The sequence below is a fragment of the Bifidobacterium sp. genome, assembly GCF_051876855.1.
Lineage (GTDB): Bacteria > Actinomycetota > Actinomycetes > Actinomycetales > Bifidobacteriaceae > Bifidobacterium.
Map to the genome: position 1 here is coordinate 1 of NZ_JBJEIH010000058.1, position 20,813 is coordinate 20,813.

The following is a 20,813-nucleotide window of genomic DNA, read 5'->3' on the forward strand; positions in this document are numbered from 1 at the left end:
GCCTTGAGCAGCTTCTCGACCTCGGTGCCCTGCACCTTCTTGAGCAGTTCACGCAGGGCGAGACGATCTTTGAGCGGCAGGTCCATTTCGGTGAGTTTCTTGCCGTCGGCCAGTTTGACCGTCGCGGTCAGCAGGTCACGCACGTCGAAGACACTGCCCCACACTTCCGGCACGCCACGGTCGACATTGCACAGCGTGTACACCGCTTCCATGCCGGTGCGGATCGAATACTCCGTGGTGAACACGGTGTCGCGCGGCGTTTCGGCGTACTGGCCGACGAAGGCGAGATTCACGGAGCCGTCGGGCACGACCTTCGGCCGGTCCCCGTCGCGACGCGGTTCGAAGAAGCTCGTCACATACGGCATCATCGCGGCGGTCGTATTGCATGCCTCGCTCGCCAACTGCTTGATCCTGTCCTGCGGAATGCCGATGTGGTACAGCCATTCCTCGCACAGTTCTTCGCCGGTGCATTGCGCCATCGGCTTCTTGACGAAATCGCCGTTATCATGCCAGCAGTTGAGGCCGTACACCCAGATTAGGCAGTGGTCGGACGGCTGATCGGGGAACTGGCCTTGCCGGTTGATGGTCCACGACAGCAGCCAGCTCGAATCCCTGGCGGTCACGATGCCGCCGGTCACGATCTTGCCGGACAGCGGATCGCGGTGGCAGATCGCTTCGATTGCGTCGAGTACTTCCTTGTTGGACGTGTCGACCGTCCACGACTCCCAGCTGGTTTCCTCGATGTCCTTGAAGAACTTCTCAGGGTGTCCGAAATCCGGGGATTGGGCGGCGATCCTCTTCCACAGTTCGACCGACGGCCCTTCGCCGTTCTTGATGGATACGACCGGCGCATGCGTCTGGTCGCCGTACGCGGTGCAATCGCCCTGCGAGCCGTTGGTGACGAACACGAGGTCGTTGTCGGTCAGGTCGATGCTCTTGGCTTCGCCGCCCTGCGTGTATTCGATACGGCGGGCCGCTTTGCGGCTGCGCGTCACCTCGCACACCACGTTGGTCACATTCGTGTCGTACAGCACCTTAGCCCCGGCGTCCGTGATGTACTTGACCATCGGGCGGATCATGGAATCATACTGGTTATAGCGGGTGAAGCGCAGTGCGGACAAATCAGGCAATCCGTCGATGTGATGGATGTAACGCTGCATATAGCGCTTCATCTCGATGGCGCTGTGCCATTTCTCGAACGCGAACATCGTCTGCCAGTACACCCAGAAGTTCGTCTTGTAGAAATCGTCGTCGAATACGTCATCGATGGTCTTGTCGGCGAGCTCCTCGTCCGTGGCCATGAACAGGTGCAGCAGTTCCTGCGTGGCCTTCGGGTTCATCCCGTACTTCTTGTCAGTGTGCGCGTCCTGGCCTTGCTTTTCGGTAACGCGGCACAGGGAGAAGTTCGGGTCGTGCTTGTTGAGCTTGTAGTATTCGGAGAAGATTGTCTCACCGGGGTTCTGGATGGACGGGATGGAACGGAACAGGTCCCACATGACCTCGAAATGGTTGTCCATCTCACGGCCGCCGCGCATGATGTAGCCGCGTGTCGCATCGTAGATGCCGTCGCAAGAGCCGCCTGCCACCGGCAGGGATTCGAAGACCGTGATATGGTCACCGGGCATCTGGGCGTCGCGGATCAGGTAGCATGCCGCAGACAGGCCGGCAAGACCGGACCCAACGATATACGCGTACTTGTCGTCGATGCCTTCAGGCTTCTCCGGGGTCGCGAAGGCTTCATAGTTTCCAGCCGAGTAGTACATGATGACTCCTTTGCCGTCATTTCGTCCGCCGGTCTTGTGCAGGCTTGGCGTCTTCGCAACACCGGGCCTCAACGTCGAGGCGAACACCATTATAGGATCGGTTCGAGGGAAGAACCATCGACAATCGGCGGAAACATGTCCAATTGCATGCCCCCTTAGGACAGCACGTCATATAGGAATCGCACGGGATATGCGTGTGCCGCACATCCCGCGCTTCTCAATCAGAACAGCAGCTTCGCCGCAAAGAACGCGCCACCCGCCAGCAGAATCGAGGCGAGGAAGCTGGCGAGCACCGCCATGCGGCCGCGGCTCGCAATCGCCTTGAAATCGACGTTCATGCCGAGGGCCGCCATCGCCATGCCAAGCACCAGATAGGCGGCTTTGACGAGGATATCCGTGAACTGCGCGACGAACGGCAGGTAAGTACCGGCGACCGATGCGATGAGGAAGCCGAGCATGAACCACGGAATCGGCACCTTGCGTGGGCCGTCACCGGGTTGGGCATGCCTGCGGGCCCACCATGCGCCGATGATCAGGGCCGCCGGGGCGAGCATCAGCACCCGGGAGAGTTTCATGATAATCGCCGCATTCATACCGGCATCACCCGCCGAACCGCCGACCGCGACCGCGTGGGCGATCTCGTGGAGCGAGGCGCCGCCCATCGTACCGAATTGCGCGTCGGTCAACCCGAGGACCGGGCGCAACGCGATTTGCGCAAGCGCGAATACCGTACCCATGATGGCGACAGTCGCCACCGCCATGACCTCGTCATCCCGTCCGCGCTGTCCCTCATCCTTTGGCATGGTGATGGATCCGGACAGGCCCATGACCGCAGCGGCACCGCAAATACCGGTCCCGCCTGCGGTGAGGATTGCGAGATGCTCGTCGACGCCGAGTTTTCTGGCGATGACGTACGTGACAGTGATGGTGAGCGTGACAATAATCGCCGCAATGACAATGGTTTTGACGCCGGTTGCGAACAGCACGTCGAGATTGAGTTTGAAGCCGAGCAGGATGATGCCCAGCCGCAGCAGCTTGTTGGCGATGAGCCCCGCTGCGCCGCCGATGCCTTGCGCATGCCGGGCGCCGGATCCGGCGAACCATGCGCGCATCGGGATTTGCAGAAGCATGCCGATGATCAGTGCGATGATGAGTGCGCCGAACAGGCTGAACGCCGGCAGGCCGGCCAGCAATGACCCAACGACGGATGCCGCGCAGGTCACGAGCGCGACAAGCAGCATATCGGTGGTGCAGATGGCTTTGAGGAATGTCTTGATTCTTGTCATGAAGCCATCTTGTCTGACAGCGACGTATCAATCAAATGCGTGTCTTCAATGTCTGGTATCGGATTTTCCGATACTATTGTACGAGCCTCACACCTCGCGACACTCAGACAGCGCTCCCCGCGCCCGCTGCGTAACTGCCTGCGCGAATCAGCTGATACGCATGGTGGCAGGATGAGGATTGTCATTGATGATCAGCGACAGCGCGGCATCCAGCTTATACGTCGACGAACCGACATTGCGGTCACTATCTGCCGGATCAGTGCCCATACGCAGCACCGCTGCGTACAACGTGGTGTCCTGCGGCGGATTCTCTGGGTCAAGCAGGGCGACGGGCACTCCGGCATCGCGCGCGGAGCCCAAGGCATCGGCCCACGATTGTGCAGTGGCGTCCGTGACGTCGAGTGAGTTGACGACAATCACCGAAACCCGCTGCGACGCCCAATCCCGGACCGCCTGCTGCGCCGCCTGCGTCGCGTCGGCATTATCGGTCGTGGAAGCGAAGAACGCGCGTAATCCCGCCTTGTCAAGATTGTTCATGACCGTGGCATCGGACACCGGCGGATTGCCCAATGCACCGACCACACCGACCGTGACATCCTGCCGATCGATGCTGTCGTGCGCCACATTCTGCGTGTCGTCATGCGACGCTCCCACGGCGACGCCTTTCGGTGTGCAGCCTGCGAGCGCGACGCCCATCGCCATCGCGCAGATAGCGGCCATGCACGCCGCAGCCCTGTTCCTTGTCATACGGTCCATCCTAGCCTGAGGTCATCGAGATGTAGCCAATAATTGTCCGGAGCGAGCTACCAATTCCGCGGATGCAGCGTATTCCCGAAATACTTCGTTTCCCACCAGACAGCTTGCTTATCGGCCACCTCTTCGTATTGCGCCTTGACCAATTATCCGTCATCTTCCCTCTCACCAGATTTCCGGAATGAAGCCTCTCTCACACCATACCCGGTATCGAATCGGTCGTCGACTTGACTTGCGTTCAACACGCTCGTCCCCCATTGGCAAGCGGCCGAGTCATTCATTGACACATAGGGAGAACGACCGTGTTGATTTGTAGGGCGTTTTCACCTTTTATGGACAGTCACGTCGTTCAATCTGAATGGTTTGATCGGCGGGTCCGCGAGACGGTTAGAGAGGGAGGATGGGATTTTTCGGACGACCGTACCTCGCTGCACTAAATCGGAAAACACCGGGCGGAATAGGAATCAGTTCTTGACAACAACGGGCAGCAACGGGCCGAGCCGGGCCGCCGACCATGGCAACACTGCAAAACCGCGGGATTCCGGGGATTCCCACTATCTCGAAGATCAGCGTCCGGCGCATCAAAGACTTGACATCGGCGCACCGGCCACTCATCTGCTCAGATCCACAGACTGAACCGGAAATCGCACGGCGAAATCACAACCAGTCCACGCCCGCACCCGCCGACGCCGGACCGTCAGCCGCGGAATCACCACGAACCCCCGGAATTTCAATGGTCAGGGCGCATCATCGCAATCCGCTGCCGTCAGACCTGTCGCTCCGGACACCAGAATCACGGACCAAATTGGAAGACGAAACCCGAAAACCGATCCAGTCAACATCAACATCGGTAGTGGTGCATCCCACGACTCCAATCACACAACAAACCCGCGGAATATCAACAATCCGCCAACGCCTCGAAGGCCGGTCGCCGGCGCACCGGCCACTCATCTGCTCAGATCCACGGACTGAACCGGAAATCGCACAATGAAACCGTAACCAGTCCACCTCTACTTAGCAGCGCACACATGGAGTTCGAATCCGTCATGACAATCGTCGTCGACAAGAGCGGGCGGGCGCCCCCTGCAAACCTCCCGTCCGTGCCATCGCCACACTGGAACGTATCGACCCGGCTTCAACAACGAGTTCATACTCATTCGCGCAGATCTTGATTATTCAAGTCAGCACTTCGCATGGCGCCTTCATACAGCACCTCAAAATCCCGAATGACCGGAAACGCCCTGAAGTCAAGGGCTTTCACCGTACGGATCTCACCCCCGCGTGAACAACGCCACCGTCTCAACATGGTGGGTCATCGGGTAGATGTCATAGGCGTGGATGTCGGCGAGACGATAGCCGAGTTCGCCCACCATCGTCGCGGTATCGCGTGCGAGGCTTGTCGGGTCGCACGCGATGTAGATAACCGATTTCGCGCCGCTTTCGGCGATTTGACGGCATACAGCGGCCCTCGCCCCCGCACGCGGCGGATCCAGGACGACGACATCCGGCTGAGCCAGGTCGCTGGGGACGTGTTGCAGCGTGCGGCGGACATCGCCAACACGGGCATCCACGGAACTGATCCGGCAACGCCTCAAGTTGTATTGGGCGTTGCGCACGGCGGTACGCCCGCCTTCAATGCTGAGCATGCGCGTACGCTCGGCGGCAAGCATGCTCAACGGCATCGTGAACAGGCCCGAGCCTGAGTACAAGTCCCACAATACGGCCTGCTTGCGGCCGTCAAGCGCCTTACGGACCAAATCCATCACATGGTTGGCGAGCATCACCGGAGCCATGCGGTGTACCTGCCAGAAACCGTTGGCATCCACGCGATAGTCGAAGGTCCCGCCGGCAACGCTTACGGATTCACGCAGATGCTTGGAACCGGAGCGCAACTCGCCGTCAACCAGCACCGCGTAATTGTTGCCGACCGCCTTGAGCAACGCCTGCGAATCGGCATGCGTGGTATCGATGTCGCGCGGTTCGGGCACCGACAGCCTGATTTGCGAGCCAGGTTCAAAACCGCCGTCCCACACGTGTTCCTCGTTCGCAACCGCGAGCAATGCCCGCGAGGCGAGCGGCATGGTATTGATCGGAACCCGCACATGCGAACCGCGCCGACGCATGGACGGCATGCCAGCCTCGTCCGCGATCATCTCGATGCGCGTGCGCCAGTTCAACCCGCCAAGTTCCGCATCACCGTCAGCGCGCTCGACCGGAACCGGATCGCACTCGATATGTCCCATCCGATGCATCTGGTCGGTGATGACGGCGGACTTCCACGCGAGCTGGCCAGGCAGACTCACATGCACCAAATCCGCTCCCCCGACGCCACCGCCCTGCGCCAGCGGCCCGGCCAACGGCCACACGGGTTCGACACGGTCAGGACTGGCCTCAATCACTTCCACGACTTCGCCCGTCCAGAACCGGTCGTCACGATCATACGGCTCGTCAAGCTCGATACGCACGAGCTCACCGGGGAGCGCGAACCTGACGAAGACCACACGACCATCAATATGGCCGACGCAGCGTCCCTGATCGGCATACCGTTCGATGCGCACTTGTGCCTGCATATTCCGTCACTTTCCTGCCTGCCAACGGCCGAATGCTCACGCGCGCCGGCCCGCCAAGCGGCCAAGGCATCGGCATGCCGGCCGCAACTCACTGGTGCAACAAGGTAGCACAACCCGTTGCCTGAATAACGACAATGGCGGATGATGCGCACTGTCTGCACACCATCCGCCATGTGAATCCTACTCGGCAAGTCCTGCCCGACGATACCACCCCGTACAGCACGATGCGGGCAACGACACCATCAGCAATCGGCCGTGTCCTTGTGCCGGGAATCCCCGTCTGCGGCATCCTGTTGCGCCTCACGTTCCAGCTCGCGATGCCGGTGCATCGGCGTGGCGACAATCAAATACGACACCCAGATTGCCAACGCCCAAAACGGGATGCCCATCAGCAAGCGGGCGGTACCGAGCCACGCCACCTGGTCGGACAGATACAACGGAACTTGCACAAGCAGACGGAGCGCGAACACACCCACCCACAGCGCGGTTATCGTCATATACGCGCGTTTGAGTGGTTTGTCGTCCATCCAACCGCGGAACCAATCATGGAAATGCTCGGTGGGCAACGACCGGATGAATTCGACCACGAGCCCAAGCCCCGGTACCCGTGCGATCAACGAGATGCCCAGCAGCACGATATACACGGCGTTCGTGATGAAGCCGAACATGTAGTAGTTACGCGCCTCATGGCTGTGCCACGCCCATACCAGGCAGATGGCGACCGATACCAACCCGCTCAGCGCGCCCATGACCGACTGGCGTTGGACAAGCCGGGCCAGAACCTGCACCACGGCGAGTATCGCGGATACCATCACCGTCAGGCGCAAATCGGACGTGACGACAAACATCACGACGAAGACGAAGCCCGGCAGCATCGATTCCACGACGCCACGCGGGCCGCCAATCGCCTCGATGACGGAGAAATCGCCGTCCCCCGCTTGGGTGAGGGCGGCGACACCTGTATGCGGTTTGCGGTTCTGGGCCGAATCCGGCATCGCGCCGCTCAACGCACTTCGGAGAACATCGGGCCACGGGACAAGGTGGTCTTCTGCTCTACTTGCTGATCGGAGTCGAACGGACCCTTCGGGCGCTGCGGAATCTCGGCATTCGCCTGCTGCGCTTGCTCAGCCGCTGCCCTGCGCTCACCCGGAGTGACCGGCGCATGCATTGGAATCAGGTCGCGCGGAGCAAGCGGCTCCTCACCGCGTTCCACGACGATTTGCGAGAAGAAGCGGTTCAGTGCCTGGGTCTCCTCGTCATCCGGATCGGTCGCGGCTTTGCCGGAGAAAATACCACGCAGCATCCAACGCGGGCCGTCCACACCCACGATGCGGGTGGTCACCATCTTGCCTTCCTTGATCGGGACCGGCAGAATAAGCTCCATGCCGAATACGCCCGGCACTTCCTTGGCAACATCGCTCTTGGAATCCAACAGGTCAGCGCGCACGTCGTCCCACAATCCCAGCGTCTTCGGCGCGGCGAACGCCTCGACTTCCAAGCTTGACGTGCCGTAGGTAATGGTGGCGCCCAGCACCGCCTTGTTCGCACGGGCGGCTTTGATACGCAGCTCGATGCCCTTCATGAACGGAATGTAGTAGGCACCAAGGTCGAGGTACTCGTCATAGTCGGGGACGTATTCGTCGTTCACATCCCACGGGCCCCAGTCCTCGCCGCGGCCTTCATACTCTTCGCTCGCCTCGGTGGGATAGTCCGCCTGCTCCTCGGCAGCCTCAGGCTGATCGGGTTCCGCAGTCACTTCGGCATCCTGGGATGCGTTCTGTTCCTTGGCCTGTGCGGCGACTTCCGACTGTTTCGCTTCGTTGTCGTCAGCCGCGGACGCCTCGCTGCCGTTGGCATCAACCGCGTTCTGGCGTGCTTTCTTCGCGTCCTTGTCGCGCGCGGCGTCAGCGTCGTGATGCTTCTTCTTGCCGAATCCGAACAATCCCATAGCTCCTCGTTTCTACGGATATGACAGTCCCAAGAATAACACCGCAGATGAAAGCCAGCTGTGAATGCGATGTCGTGCGTTCGCGCAGCTGAAGCTTGCATCGGCAGGTCTCAGGGACGACAACTGCTGTTCACACGTCGTACGTGATGCTCAGTGGCGCATGGTCGGACCAACGGGCGTCATAGGTGGGCGCCTTGTCGATGGTGAATCCGCGTGCTGTCTGTGCAAGCTCCGGCGTGGCGAACTGGTAGTCCAGGCGCCAACCGGTGTTGTTGTCGAACGCCCTGCCGCGCTGGCTCCACCACGTGTACGGCCCTTGGATATCGCCGGCGAGCTCGCGCATCACGTCGACGAACTCGTACTCACCGAGCCATTTGTCGATATAAGCGCGCTCCTCAGGCAGGAAGCCGGAGTGGGTCACATTCGCCTTCGCATTCTTGATGTCGAGCGGTGTGTGTGCGATGTTGAAATCGCCGCACAGCACCGCCTGTTTGCCGCCGTGCGCCGCCTCGTCGCGCAGCTGCCCCATACGGGTGAGCATAGTGTCGAGGAAACGGAATTTCTGGTGCATCTTGTTCGGATCGTCGACATCGCCGGAATGCACGTACACGCATACGACCGTGATTTCGTAGCCTTGCGGGGTGCGGACATCCGCCTCAATCCAGCGTCCGGAATCCACGTCTTCCTCAAGCCCGGGCAGGCCATACCGGGTGGCGACCACCGGCAGCGCGGACAGCAGACCGACGCCGGCACGGCCTTTGATTCGGCAAACTTCGTCCATGGTATGCAGATTGGCGGGATCGGCGACTTTGCCTGAATCCACGTAGGTATCGGCAATCTTGTTGAAAATCGGGTCGATTTCCTTCTGGGGGGCGCGGACCTCTTGCATGCACCATACGTCAGGCGTATGTTCTTGCACCCAATGCATGATGCCCTTGCGGTTCGCCGCGCGCAGGCCGTTGACATTCGATGTCGTGATCACAATGCTCATGGCTCCGAGCCTAGCAGCGCTCCCCTACGAGCCGTCATGCGCTTTCCAGCGCCCATCTGTACAAACTGGCTACGCTTACGGCCATCCCAGCGTCGGCAGAAACAGAAAAACCGTCTACCGACACTGAGGGGGTCCTAGCGTCGGTAGACGGTTATGGGATGGCTCCGCTTAGAGCAACAGGCCGCGAATCAGTCGAGACCGAGCTTGAGCTTGCCTCCCGGAATCGCGTCGAGCAGGTCGCGCGTGTACTGCTGCTGCGGGTGGTCGAATACCTCGTCGGTTGTCGCGTGTTCGACCAGCTTGCCGTGCTGCATCACAACCACCTCGTCGGCGATCTGGCGGACCACCGCGAGATCATGCGTGATGAACAGGTAGCTCAACCCACGTTCCGCCTGCAAATCGTTGAGCAGATGAAGCACCTGGTCCTGCACCAGCACGTCGAGCGCAGACACGGCCTCGTCGCAGATGATGACATCCGGGTCGAGCGCCATGGCGCGTGCGATGGCGATGCGCTGACGCTGACCACCGGACAGTTCGTTCGGATACCGGGTCATCACGGATTCAGGAAGTTCGACCATATCGAGCAGTTCGCGCACGCGCTTCGCGCGGCTCTTCTTGTCGCCGATATGGTGGATGCGCAACGGCTCCTCGATGGACCGGTAAATCGAGTACATCGGGTCGAGCGAACCATACGGGTTCTGGAAGACCGGCTGGACATGCCGACGGAAGTCCAGCAGCTCGGCCTTGCCGAAGTCCGCAATGTTCTTGCCTTCGTAGAAGACCTTGCCCGACGTGGGCTCAAGCAGGCGCAGAACCATGTTCGCCACCGTTGACTTGCCGGAGCCGGATTCACCCACGATGGCGAGCGTCGTACCGCGCTTGACGGAGAAGGACACGTCATCCACCGCCTTGAACATCTCTTTCTTGCGCGGAAGCTTGAATTCCTTCGTCAGATGCTCAACAGTGATGATGTGTTCGCTCTTCTCCAGCGTCTGTTCGCCCTTGACCTGGTGCTCAAGCAGTGCATCCGCATTCTGACCGTGTTCCTTCGCGGAGATGATGCGCTGCGAGGCGAGCGACGGAGCCGCCGCCACCAGCCGCTTGGTATACGGGTGCATCGGGTGCTGCAGCACTTCGAGTGACGGGCCGGATTCGACGACCTGTCCCTTGTACATCACGACGATATGCTGCGCGCGTTCCGCCGCCAAGCCCAGATCATGCGTGATGAACAGCACTGCGGTGCCCAGTGAATCGGTGAGCGTCTGCAAATGGTCGAGGATGCGCTTCTGGACGGTCACGTCGAGTGCGGACGTCGGCTCGTCGGCGATCAGCAGGTCAGGACGGCAGGCCAGTCCGATGGCGATCAGCGCGCGTTGGCGCATGCCGCCGGAGAACTCGTGCGGATACTGACGTGCACGCGTCGCAGCGTCCGGCAGGCCGGCTTCGTCAAGCAGGCCGGCGATACGGTCGTTCATATTCGAACCGGTGACATGCTCCTTGGCGATCTGCCAGGCTTTGTCGTCGTTCACGCCGGCCTTGATGAGGTCGTCGGCCACGCGCCAACGGGTCTCGGAGCCCGGCGTCCATTCTTCAGTGAAGAACTCCATCGCATTGTCAAGCTTCTTGCCGCTCATGCCGATCTCGGTGAGCGCCTGCTTGGCTGCTGCAAGCAAAGCCGGACGCTCTTCAGATCCGATGAAGGTCTCGTCGTCTTCGCTTTTGACGTTGACTTCATCGCCTGCAAGCGCTTTCGCAAGCTTGGACCGCTTCTCATGCGAGATGTCCATATGGTTGGCGACAAGCGCTTCCTTGACCTGGGTGCCGATGCGCCACACCGGGTTGAGGTTGCTCATCGGGTCCTGCGGAACCAGGCCCATCTTGCTGCCGCGCAGCTGGTCATACTCCTTGCCCTTGAGGGCGGAAATCTCCTGGCCTTCGAGCTTGATGGAGCCACCGACCACATGACCGGTGCCCGGGAGCAGACCCAGAACCGCCATAGCGGACGTGGATTTGCCGGAGCCAGATTCGCCCACAATCGCCACCCACTGTCCGGGGTAGACGTTGAACGAGGCATCGCGCACGGCGTGGACATCGTGCCCGTTGTCGTCAGTGAAATCGACCTTCAGATGCTGTACTTCCAGCAGCGGGCCCTGTTCACGCTGCATCGCCTCGAGCCGCTGTGCGGCCTCGGCCTTCGCATTGGTATTGGTGTTCTCAGTCATCACATGCTCCTTGTCAGGCCGTACGGCTCTTCGGATCGAGCGCGTCCTTGACGGCGTCGCCCATCATGATGAAGGCCAGCACGGTGATCGCCAGCGCGGCCGACGGATAGAACAGGACGGAGGGGTTGGTCCGCAGCACGGATTGCGCGCTGGAGATATCACCGCCCCAGCTGACCGTGGTGGTCGGCAGGCCGACACCGAGGAAGCTCAACGTCGCCTCAAGCACGATGTAGGAGCCGAGGGACGTGGTGCCGATGACGATGATCGGGGCCAGCGAATTGGGGATGATATGCCGGATCAGATTGCGCCACGGCGTTGAACCCAAGGCAGTGGAGGCGGTGTTGAATTCGAGATTCTTTGCCTCCATGACCGCACCTCGGGCGATACGCGCGGTGGACACCCAGCCGAAGAGCGTAATGACGAGCACCAGCTTCCAAATCGAAGTGCTGGTCTTGAACATCTGCAGCACGACGATGGCGCCGAGCAGAATCGGCAGCGCGAGGAAGATATCGGTCAGGCGGCTGAGCACCGCGTCAACCCAGCCTCCGAAGAAGCCGGCAAGTGCGCCGATGAACGCGCCGATCACCACCACGAAGATCGTGGACAGCAGGCCGACGCTCAGCGAGGTGCGCGTTCCGTAGATGGTGCGGGTGTACACGTCGCAACCTTGCAGGTCGAAGCCGAAGGGGTGACCTGCTTTGGCGGGCTCGAGGGAGTTGTCGAGGTTGCAGTAGTTCGGGTTCTGCTTGGTGAGCACGCCCGGGAAGAGGGCGACGAACACGACGAAGATAATGAGAATCGCGGAGATGATGAACATCGGGTTGCGACGCAGCGTACGCCATGCGTCGGCCCACATGCTGGCCGCCGGCGCGGACTCGTCAATCGAGTCGACCGCCTGGAGAGGGGTTTCATCAATCGGTGCGACGAATCGTTCCTGTCCGGGCAATACGCGGGCGGTGTCATTGCGTGATGGTTCTGCCATGATTATCCCTTCCTTCCTCTCACGCGTACCGGATGCGCGGGTCAAGCGCCGCGTACAGCAGGTCGACGATGAGGTTGGTGACGACGAAGATCAGGGTCAGCAGAGTGACGATGGAAACGACCATATTGCTTTCGCCCTTGAGGATGCTCTGATAGGTGAGGTATCCGATGCCGTGCACGTTGAAGATGGTTTCGGAGATCATCGCGCCGCCCATGAGCGCTCCGAGATCCTGGCCGAGATAGGTGACCACGGGAATCAGCGAGTTGCGCAGAACGTGGCGCATGAACACCTGACGGCGACCCATGCCCTTGGCACGGGCGGTACGCACGTAGTCCTCGTTCATATTCGAGGAGATCTCGCCGCGGGTGAGCCTGATGATATAGGCCATGGACACCGAGCCGAGCACGATGGCCGGCATGATCAGGTCGACGAAGCCCGGATCGTTGCCGGCAGTGACAGGCAGCAACCTCCACTTGACGCCGACGAGATACTGCATGATGAAGCCGGTGACGAAGGTCGGCACGGAGATGAGCAGCAGGGAGATGATCAGGATCACGGTGTCGCCCCAACGTCCCTTGTTGAGGCCGGAGATGATGCCGAAGATGATGCCGAAAACCGCTTCGAACACGAAGGCCATCAACGCGAGCCTGATGGTCACGGGGAAGGCGCGGCCGATTTCGTCGATAACCGGCTGGCCGGCGAAGGTGTTGCCGAAATCAAGGGTCAGCGCGTTCTTGAGGAACAGCAGGTACTGGATGATGAACGGCTTGTCAAGGTTGTATTCGGCGCGGATCTGGGCCGCGACCGCCTGGTTGACCGGCTTGTCCCCGAACATGGCTTTCACCGGGTCGCCCGGCAGCGCGAAGACAAGAGCATAAACCAGGAGGGTCGTGCCAAGGACCACGGGAATCATCTGCAGAATGCGTCGCAGAAGATATTTGCCCATTGGGTTGCTCCTTATTGCTCTTCGGCCGTTCGCACCGGGCCCTGTCGGGCATGGCGGCACTGCGGCCATAAAATACTTACGATAGTCTACCCCACCTCTGCCCCTGCGTCACCTGTACAAGGTCTGAAACCTCGCTCGCCCTGTGCTGCGGGGCATTCGGGACGCCGTGGCGACCGTTTCCGTATACCGGACGTTAACAGCGTGGAAACATTGCTTTTTCGGATAATGATGGGTTTGACACGACGAGGGCGCATGACATGGATTCATGTCATGCGCCCTCGCGGTATATCAGACGCCTATCGGCGTGCCGTCACTTGGACAGCTCCGAATAGACCGGCTGGTTCTGCCAGTTCATCGTGAAGTTCTTCACGCCTTGGGCAGCAGCGCCGTACGCGTTGCCGTAGTACAGCGGGATGGCCGGCAGATCGTTGAGCAGGATTTCCTGTGCCTGCTGGTAGATCTTGTTCGCGGCTTCGGTGCTGGTCGCGGCATACGCCTGGTCCATGAGCTTGTCGAAAGCCGGGTTCTTGTAGTCGCCATCGTTGGAGCCCTGGTTGTCGGCCGCAGCGGAGTCGTACAGCTGATACAGGTAGTTCTCCGGGGACGGGTAATCAGGCTGCCAACCGGTGCGGAACGCGCCCTTGATGGAGCGGTTGGACACGTCGGTGCGGAACTCCTGGAAGGTCGGAACCGGGTTGGTGGCGGCCTTGATGCCCAGGTTGTTCTTCAGCTGGTTGACCACAGCGTCCCAGATAGCCTTGGAGCCGCCGTCGGCGTTGTAGGAGAAGGTGAGGGTGCCGTCATACTTGGAGATGGCATCGGCCTTGGCCCACAGCTCCTTGGCCTTCTTCGGGTTGTACTCCAGGTTGCTCTCGCCCTTGAGCGAGTCCGAGTAGCCCGGGGTCATCGGGGAGGTGAATTCCTTGGCAGGGGTGCCGACGCCGCCGAGCACCTTGTCGACGATGGTCTTGCGGTTGATTGCCATGGAGATGGCCTGGCGACGCAGGACGCCTTCCTCGGTGTTGGTCTTGAAGTGATCAAGATCGGACGGGATGGTGAAGGTCTGGCTCACGGAGCCTGCCTTGTTGTACGCCACGATGCTGGAATCGGACTGGAAGGTCTTGGTCGCGGTGGACGGGACGGAGTCCATGACGTCGAGGTTGCCGGACTGCACGTCGGCGTAGGCGGAATCGGTAGAAGTGTAGATCTTGAAGGTCACGCCGTCATTGTTGACCTTGACGTTGCCCTTGTAGTCGGGGTTCTTGACCAGCACGATCTGCTTGTTGTGATCCCAGCTGGAGAACTTGTACGGGCCGTTGCCGACCGGCTTCTCGCCGAAGGCCTTCGGGTCCTTGTAGAAGGATTCCGGCAGCGGGGAGAAGCCCTCGTAACCGACCTTGACCGGGAAGGTGGCGTCAGGCTGGTTCATGGTGACGGTGAAGGTGTAGTCGTCAACGACCTTGAGGCCGGAGAGCTGCTCGTCGCCCTTCAGGCCGTCCTTCTGCAGGTCGTCATAGCCCTTGATGGTGGAGAAGAAGGACGCGCACTTCTGGGCGTTCTTCGCGTTCGCGGTGTAGCTCCACGCCTTGGTGAAGGATTCGGCGGTCACCGGGGTGCCGTCCGTGAACTTCCAGCCCTTCTTGAGGGTGATGGTGTATTCGCTGGAGTCGGAATTCGGCTTGATGGACTGGGCGACTTCGTTCTTCGCGTTGCCCTTGTTGTCGAAGCTCACCAGGCGGGCGAACAGCAGTTCGATCGGGCGGCCGCCGCCGGTTTCGTTGGTGTTGCCCGGGACGAGCGGGTTCTGCGGTTCGGAACCGAACGCGGTGATGATGACCTTGCCGCCGTTGGACGAACCGGAAGTCGAAGATGACGACGAGCCGCAGCCGCCGAGCGCCATCGCGAGCGAGCATGCCGCCGCGATCAGCGCAATTGCTTTCTTCTTCATATGTGTTTTCTCCTGTGTGTGTTTGATTTTGGGACGAATCCCAAAAAACAACGAGGTTCGAGCTCTCGCCCCAACCTCGTTGCTGAACATCGTCAATTCTTACCCCTCTGTGGGACAAGACGCAAGATGATGTTTTCGTTGCCATCCGCAACGCCTCACGCATCAGGCGTTCAATCGCGGCGGCGTCCAAGGCCTTGCAAGACAAGAATTCCCAAGGGCGCCTAGGGTATGCCGGATACTTGCCACTCGACGTGACCCGCCGATGTTTTCGCAACCATTGTTACGAGTCGGTAAATTTTCTTCTCGTTCCGCGCACAACGTGCGACAAGACTGCGGGCGCGCGGGGACACACCGATCGGGTGCTCCGCGTGTGACTTGTTGTTCGCCGATATAGATTTGACGCAGGAAAAACATCGTTCGCCCGTCGTTGCAATATGCTCCTGGACCGGTCGCACCGGCTCGCAACTTGGATAACGGCGAGTGCTCTTGCGGACTGAATCGGTTTTCGGCATGCGTTCTCGATTCGGTGCCGGTTTGTCCGGTCAAGGCGCGCCGGGCCGCCGCCGCATCGCCGCATTCAGGCGCGCGGGAAAGCCTGCCGGTAGCGTTGCTTGAGCTGTTCCATCGAAACGTGGGTATACCGCTGGGTGGTACGCAACGAGGCGTGCCCGAGCATCTCCTGCACTTCACGCAAGTCGGCGCCGCCGTCGAGCATATGGGTCGCAGCGCTGTGCCGCAAGGCGTGCGGACTGATGTCCGGAACGCCAGCCTTGCGAGCCTCGCCATGTACGACCTGCCGGACGATTCGCTGGTCAATCCGGCCGCCGCGACGACCAAGGAACAACGCCTCCCCAGAGCAATCGCCTGCAAGCGCGGGGCGTCCGGCTTGCAGCCACTGGTCCAGAGCACGCGCCGCCGGCGCTCCGAACGGAACGACACGCTGCTTGTCCCCTTTGCCGGTGACGCGAACGGTTCGCTGGGCGAAATCGATGTCGCCAATGTCGATGCCAACAAGTTCCCCGACACGGATGCCCGTCGCATAGAGCAGCTCCATCATCGCAGCGTCGCGAACGGCGATTGCACGGTCCGCAGGCGAATCGCCGGTCTGGCGCCGTTGGCGTTCCGCCTGTTGCCCGTCGTGTTCCGATCGACGCTGTTCTTGCTGAGGTCCCTGCTGGTGTTCCTGTCGCGCCGCCCCTGCACTCCCCCGTGCCGTGTGCGCATCCGCATCATCCATCAGCGTTTTCGCCTGCGCTTCGGTCAATACCGCCGGAAGCACGGAAGGGATTTTCGGGGTCATGAGCATAGCCGCGGGGTCGCTGCCGATCAGTCCTTGATCCTGCGCCCAACGGAAAAAGCCACGGACCGCCACAGTCCTGCGTGCCATGCTGGAACGCGCATATCCGCGGGCACTTTCGCTAGACATCCACGCCCGCAAATCGTCCGCATTGACCCGGTCGAGCGCTTTCAGGTCGTCGATATTCATGGTGGAAAGGCAGTCCAGCACATCGACGCGATACGCTTTCAGCGTATTATCGCTGGCGGCGCGATTGACGTGAAGATCGTGGAGAAACTCGTCGATAACTGCCTCGATTTGAGCTCCAACAAGCTGCTCCATCTGCGACGAGGACTCCCCCTTGCCGCCAGCCCGGCCATCTGCCGCGCCACCTGACCGGCGAGCGCCCGGTTTGTGTCGTTCCCGTTCCATCCGCGCCTTCCCTCCGTCTGTCTGTCCTTGCTCGTCAGCGCTCGTCCGCTTATCCTTGTTCGTCCATGATAGTTGCCATAGTACGTAGCCACGGTCATATGACGATGCACAATCGGCCATAAGATGGGCACGGCGGCATGTCCGAATATCCGCATGTCCGCATATCCCGCGGCGATTGACCTTAGGCCCGTCTGCCGCGGAACCCAGCAAGCGAGGAGACCATGTTCATCGTTCCACAACCCGAACCGCACAACACCGCGGGGAACACCGACGTTCCACCCGCGAAGCGCGAGCTGCGGGACTTGTCCGGTGCCGTCGGTCAGAACGAGATCCCGAGGCTTCCGCGTGTGATTCCGTCTGGGGCCCGCATCGTCGTCCGTACGAAGGCGGGTACGGACCCGAATACCGGCAGAATGACGTATCGGGATTTCGTCGGACATGTGCAGCAGTGGAACGGAACCACCCTGAAGATGATCCGCGACGCCGCCGCCAACGGGTCTCGCCCCGAACAGCAGGTCAGCATCGAGGCCGATAGCATTGTGCGGCTCAAGCCGGTTCCGGAACGCCCCGGCACAGCGGCACGTCGAAAGGCATCCGACAAGGACTAGGGGCGACCGCGCGCAAATCGGGAGTTCAGATGCGAATCGCGCAATCAGACGACTTCTCCCAATACTCAACACCCGGCGTGGCCGCGCCCGGCCAACTCAGCCATCGAGGCGGTCGAAACCGGGATATGAAACCGATGACGTGAAACTACCGGCCGCCGAAACCAAAAACACGAAACCGAACGCACAAAACCACACGCCTTTGAAACCGCAGGCCCTCCCGCGGATGTTCGCATGATCCGGCAGGCAGATGCCACGGGCTCGCTAGCGCACAGCGGGCACCACCGCCGGGCGGCGCTCGACCACCGCGACGGCATCCGAACGCCACCCCGTCACCTGCTCGCCGCGACGTGCCGATTCCAACAGTTGGTCACGCCACGTGGCGGAATTGAGCGGCATGTCCATTGTCACCGGTGGTTCCTCCTGAGTATTCGCGCACAGGCACGCCGCCTTGTAGTCGCGGAACGGCTGGCCGTGGGCGAAAAACTCGCCGATCTGCCGGTCGTCCCCGTCGTGCAACGCGTCGGCGACCGCGACGAGGCGATCGGCCATATGCCGCAACAGCGTTTCGACATTCTCAGCATCCTCATCGACCATGGCGCGGGTACGTTGCGGATCAGTCAACGCCACTCGAGTCATGTCACGCCACGACCCGGCAGCGAGGGCTGCGGCGATATTGCGGTCGGGATTGTCCGTCAGCTCGTTAATCAGCGCCGTGGCCACCACATGTGGCATGTGGGAGATTAGCGCCGCCGCGCGATCATGCGTGCCATCGTCGATGACGATGCACCGGTTGGCGCACCCCTCGGTAATCATGCGCGCTACCACAAGGAAACGCCGGTAATCGGTCGATTCGTCCACAGTGATTGCCCACAAGGCATGGTCGAACAGGCTTGGATCGGAAGCCTCGAAGCCGGAACGCTCGGTTCCAGTCATCGGATGGGCGCCCACATAGCAGTCCCCCAGGCCTGCGGCGACGACTTGCTGCCGTACCAAGGCTTTCACGCTGCCGACATCGGTCAGGGTGGTCGCCGTGCGGTCGATGACCGGGGCAAGCTTCGAGAGCATCTGTGGCATGGCTTTCAGCGGATTGCACAATACAATGAGATCGGGGCGCGCACCTGAATGCCCAGCGAGTTCCTCGAGCGAGTCCACGCATACGATGCCGTCCCGTCTGGCCTGTTCATACGGGTGAGGGCGGTGGTTCCACGCAATCACCCGATGCCCGTTGTCCGCCAGATGGCGCGCCAGGGAGCCGCCGATCAGGCCCAATCCGACAATGCCGATTGTCATGCCCGTCTTGTCTGTCATCGTATCCGTTTCCCGTCCTCGTTCTGCCGTGTTCGTCATGCTTGTCGAGTCTGTCGCGTTCGTCGAGCCTGCTGCATTCGCCGTATCGGTCGCGGCGAGCGCCGAGCCTGTAAGGCCATCTGCATGACCGCCTGCGAACCGCCATGTGGAATCATCACTCACCACAGCAACTCCCTTGCGGCGTAGACACTGCCATCCCAAGCCTCTGGGATGGATTGGGGGTCGAAGCATACTCCCCCTTGCGGCAGCATCCATTCGTTGACCGGCGGATTCGGGCGCTCTCTGCGCGGGTAGACCGCCAGGGTCTTCACCCAGTCGCCATGTTCGACAACCTCGGTCAGCACACTGCGGAAATGCGGTTGCCACGGTGCCGCATCCACGGCAGCGACGAAACTGTAAGTCCCCGCATGTCCCTTAATCGGGCGGGAGATGAAGCTGGTCATATTCAGTCCGGCGTCACGTAACACGTCCAGGAGATTCGCCAACACGCCAGGTCCTGTGCTCAACGGGATGAACGCGATAATCGTTTCGAACTCGCTGTTGCCGTCCGCCTTGGCTTGTGCCATCAGCGAGGGCACATCATCCCGGCGTGCGAGAACAAGGAACTCGGTTCGAGCGCCGTGATAATCCTGCACATGGCGTTCCAGCGTGTCCAAATGGTATAATTCGCCGCAAATCGATGGGCCGAGCGCCACTTGGCCGTCACGCACGTCCCGGCAGGCGGCCGCGTTCGACGTGGCCGGCATGAGCGTGAGATGATGCCGGGCGATAAACCGCTGGCATTGTGCCAATCCGTGCGGGTGCGCGGTCGCTTCACGGAGCGCGACGCCACGTTCCACGCTCCCCTGTGGCACAAACGCGTCGAACACGACATCGACGCCGACATGGGCAAAGCCGACAACGTCATCCGCGTCGATCATCATATCGAGATTCGGGACCACATATCCTTCGACGTTGTTTTCCCACGCGATGACACCCCACCCCTCGCCGTCGCGCACATGCGCCATGACCTTGGGGATGGTGCTTTCCGGCATCGGCGTGATGTTTTCCGACAGCGGTGCAAGCATCCGGCTTGCGCACACCGCCGCCTGATGGGTGAAGGAGCCTTGCGGGCCCAGATAATACAACGGGAGCGTCTGGCGACGACTCGCAGCATCAAAGGCGCGATTGCCGTCGCAAACAGTGTTGTCGGTGGCGTCTTGACTCATTGGACTTCCCTGTCTTGCGCGGTGTTGCCGGCGTCTGTGCCATCGGCGGTGCCGCTTGCAGCCGCCGCGTGTGCTGCCGGCCGGATGTCGTCATCCACGGTGATACGGAACCATCGTTTTGGCAGGAACAGCAGGATGACCTGCACCACGATCATGCCGTACAGCCATATCATGCCGACATGCTCGCTCCAGAACGGTACCGCCGAAGGGTCCCCGAACCCCACCGGCGCCAATGCGCCCGAACCGCGTGGAGCCACCGCAAGTCCCCACGCGACAATCGAGGACGCCGCCACATGGACTCCCAGCCCCAGCGCGCCGGCGCGTGACCGTGCACACCACGCCGACAGCACGATCACAAGCAATGCGAGAACCAGGCCGTACGGGATATTCGAGGACGCGCCCAGCCGATGCGCAAGCGTGCCGATCATGCCGACCGCGGCGCCGGCGAGCAGCGAAATGGTCATCCGTGTCGGATAGGACTGGCGATGCGACCACGGCAGGTCGCGCCCCGAAGCTGGTGAAGAAGTCATATATCCAGTATGCCTTCCCGCCGCGAAAAACGCCCCGCTTCT

Annotated in this window: 16 protein-coding genes; 1 reads left to right on the plus strand and 15 read right to left on the minus strand. The window is 61.1% G+C overall.

The features are described 5' to 3' along the window. From ACI38B_RS04190 to ACI38B_RS04245, 12 genes are all read right to left on the minus strand, one after another. Nucleotides 1-1,763, minus strand: a 1,763-nt coding sequence (locus ACI38B_RS04190; protein WP_439729656.1) for an oleate hydratase, incomplete at its 3' end; no start/stop codon positions are given. 221 nt (nucleotides 1,764-1,984) lie between these two features. Continuing rightward, nucleotides 1,985-3,049 carry a YeiH family protein gene (locus ACI38B_RS04195; protein ID WP_439729657.1) on the minus strand — a complete coding sequence of 355 codons (1,065 nt, stop codon included), beginning with the start codon at nucleotides 3,047-3,049 and terminating at the stop codon, nucleotides 1,985-1,987. 147 nt (nucleotides 3,050-3,196) lie between these two features. Continuing rightward, complete coding sequence (locus ACI38B_RS04200) at nucleotides 3,197-3,796, minus strand: hypothetical protein (RefSeq protein WP_300744872.1); 600 nt, start codon at nucleotides 3,794-3,796, stop codon at nucleotides 3,197-3,199. Nucleotides 3,797-5,073: 1,277 nt separating this feature from the next. After that, on the minus strand, nucleotides 5,074-6,372 hold the full coding sequence (locus tag ACI38B_RS04205) for a class I SAM-dependent RNA methyltransferase (RefSeq protein ID WP_439729658.1): 1,299 nt from the start codon (nucleotides 6,370-6,372) through the stop codon (nucleotides 5,074-5,076). Nucleotides 6,373-6,614: 242 nt separating this feature from the next. Then, nucleotides 6,615-7,367, minus strand: coding sequence for a DUF3159 domain-containing protein (locus ACI38B_RS04210; RefSeq protein WP_439729659.1), 753 nt, complete (start codon nucleotides 7,365-7,367; stop codon nucleotides 6,615-6,617). An 8-nt stretch (nucleotides 7,368-7,375) separates the two neighbouring features. Continuing rightward, nucleotides 7,376-8,320 carry a DUF3710 domain-containing protein gene (locus ACI38B_RS04215; RefSeq protein ID WP_439729660.1) on the minus strand — a complete coding sequence of 315 codons (945 nt, stop codon included), beginning with the start codon at nucleotides 8,318-8,320 and terminating at the stop codon, nucleotides 7,376-7,378. A 130-nt stretch (nucleotides 8,321-8,450) separates the two neighbouring features. Beyond that, nucleotides 8,451-9,311, minus strand: coding sequence for an exodeoxyribonuclease III (locus ACI38B_RS04220; protein WP_439729661.1), 861 nt, complete (start codon nucleotides 9,309-9,311; stop codon nucleotides 8,451-8,453). 188 nt (nucleotides 9,312-9,499) lie between these two features. Beyond that, nucleotides 9,500-11,533 (minus strand): dipeptide ABC transporter ATP-binding protein, encoded by a 2,034-nt coding sequence (locus ACI38B_RS04225; RefSeq protein ID WP_439729662.1) that lies wholly within the window; start codon nucleotides 11,531-11,533, stop codon nucleotides 9,500-9,502. A 13-nt stretch (nucleotides 11,534-11,546) separates the two neighbouring features. Continuing rightward, nucleotides 11,547-12,515 (minus strand): ABC transporter permease, encoded by a 969-nt coding sequence (locus ACI38B_RS04230; RefSeq protein ID WP_033505221.1) that lies wholly within the window; start codon nucleotides 12,513-12,515, stop codon nucleotides 11,547-11,549. A 19-nt stretch (nucleotides 12,516-12,534) separates the two neighbouring features. After that, a complete protein-coding gene (locus tag ACI38B_RS04235) occupies nucleotides 12,535-13,461 on the minus strand; it encodes an ABC transporter permease (RefSeq protein WP_033505218.1) in 927 nt (308 codons plus the stop codon). Between the two features lie 310 nt (nucleotides 13,462-13,771). Continuing rightward, nucleotides 13,772-15,409 (minus strand): peptide ABC transporter substrate-binding protein, encoded by a 1,638-nt coding sequence (locus ACI38B_RS04240; protein ID WP_439729663.1) that lies wholly within the window; start codon nucleotides 15,407-15,409, stop codon nucleotides 13,772-13,774. A 577-nt stretch (nucleotides 15,410-15,986) separates the two neighbouring features. Continuing rightward, nucleotides 15,987-17,027: a tyrosine recombinase XerC gene (locus ACI38B_RS04245; protein ID WP_439729676.1), complete on the minus strand. Its 1,041-nt coding sequence runs from the start codon at nucleotides 17,025-17,027 to the stop codon at nucleotides 15,987-15,989. Between the two features lie 419 nt (nucleotides 17,028-17,446). On the opposite strand from ACI38B_RS04245, the gene ACI38B_RS04250 reads away from it, so the two are divergent. Then, nucleotides 17,447-17,725 (plus strand): DUF6725 family protein, encoded by a 279-nt coding sequence (locus tag ACI38B_RS04250; protein WP_439729677.1) that lies wholly within the window; start codon nucleotides 17,447-17,449, stop codon nucleotides 17,723-17,725. Between the two features lie 261 nt (nucleotides 17,726-17,986). Here the strand turns inward: ACI38B_RS04250 and ACI38B_RS04255 are convergent, their stop codons facing one another. The 3 genes from ACI38B_RS04255 to ACI38B_RS04265 all read right to left on the minus strand — a co-directional run bounded on the left by ACI38B_RS04255 (nucleotide 17,987) and on the right by ACI38B_RS04265 (nucleotide 20,771). Next, nucleotides 17,987-19,072: a prephenate dehydrogenase gene (locus ACI38B_RS04255; RefSeq protein WP_439729678.1), complete on the minus strand. Its 1,086-nt coding sequence runs from the start codon at nucleotides 19,070-19,072 to the stop codon at nucleotides 17,987-17,989. 119 nt (nucleotides 19,073-19,191) lie between these two features. Continuing rightward, the gene (locus ACI38B_RS04260; protein WP_439729664.1) at nucleotides 19,192-20,241 is read right to left on the minus strand and encodes a prephenate dehydratase; all 1,050 of its coding nucleotides are present in this window, start codon (nucleotides 20,239-20,241) and stop codon (nucleotides 19,192-19,194) included. After that, a complete protein-coding gene (locus tag ACI38B_RS04265) occupies nucleotides 20,238-20,771 on the minus strand; it encodes an alcohol dehydrogenase (RefSeq protein ID WP_439729665.1) in 534 nt (177 codons plus the stop codon). Before ACI38B_RS04265 ends, ACI38B_RS04260 begins: the two co-directional genes overlap by 4 nt. Nucleotides 20,772-20,813 lie beyond the last annotated feature (42 nt).

What these genes read in the sequence shown, in the direction of transcription:
- ACI38B_RS04265 (WP_439729665.1), bottom strand. Translation starts at nt 20,771, where the DNA reads ATGACTTCTTCACCAGCTTCGGGGCGCGACCTGCCGTGGTCGCATCGC.
- ACI38B_RS04195 (WP_439729657.1), bottom strand. Translation starts at nt 3,049, where the DNA reads ATGACAAGAATCAAGACATTCCTCAAAGCCATCTGCACCACCGATATG.
- ACI38B_RS04260 (WP_439729664.1), bottom strand. Translation starts at nt 20,241, where the DNA reads ATGAGTCAAGACGCCACCGACAACACTGTTTGCGACGGCAATCGCGCC.
- ACI38B_RS04255 (WP_439729678.1), bottom strand. Translation starts at nt 19,072, where the DNA reads ATGACGAACACGGCAGAACGAGGACGGGAAACGGATACGATGACAGAC.
- ACI38B_RS04220 (WP_439729661.1), bottom strand. Translation starts at nt 9,311, where the DNA reads ATGAGCATTGTGATCACGACATCGAATGTCAACGGCCTGCGCGCGGCG.
- ACI38B_RS04240 (WP_439729663.1), bottom strand. Translation starts at nt 15,409, where the DNA reads ATGAAGAAGAAAGCAATTGCGCTGATCGCGGCGGCATGCTCGCTCGCG.
- ACI38B_RS04245 (WP_439729676.1), bottom strand. Translation starts at nt 17,027, where the DNA reads ATGGAGCAGCTTGTTGGAGCTCAAATCGAGGCAGTTATCGACGAGTTT.
- ACI38B_RS04235 (WP_033505218.1), bottom strand. Translation starts at nt 13,461, where the DNA reads ATGGGCAAATATCTTCTGCGACGCATTCTGCAGATGATTCCCGTGGTC.
- ACI38B_RS04215 (WP_439729660.1), bottom strand. Translation starts at nt 8,320, where the DNA reads ATGGGATTGTTCGGATTCGGCAAGAAGAAGCATCACGACGCTGACGCC.
- ACI38B_RS04200 (WP_300744872.1), bottom strand. Translation starts at nt 3,796, where the DNA reads ATGACAAGGAACAGGGCTGCGGCGTGCATGGCCGCTATCTGCGCGATG.
- ACI38B_RS04225 (WP_439729662.1), bottom strand. Translation starts at nt 11,533, where the DNA reads ATGACTGAGAACACCAATACCAATGCGAAGGCCGAGGCCGCACAGCGG.
- ACI38B_RS04205 (WP_439729658.1), bottom strand. Translation starts at nt 6,372, where the DNA reads ATGCAGGCACAAGTGCGCATCGAACGGTATGCCGATCAGGGACGCTGC.
- ACI38B_RS04210 (WP_439729659.1), bottom strand. Translation starts at nt 7,367, where the DNA reads ATGCCGGATTCGGCCCAGAACCGCAAACCGCATACAGGTGTCGCCGCC.
- ACI38B_RS04230 (WP_033505221.1), bottom strand. Translation starts at nt 12,515, where the DNA reads ATGGCAGAACCATCACGCAATGACACCGCCCGCGTATTGCCCGGACAG.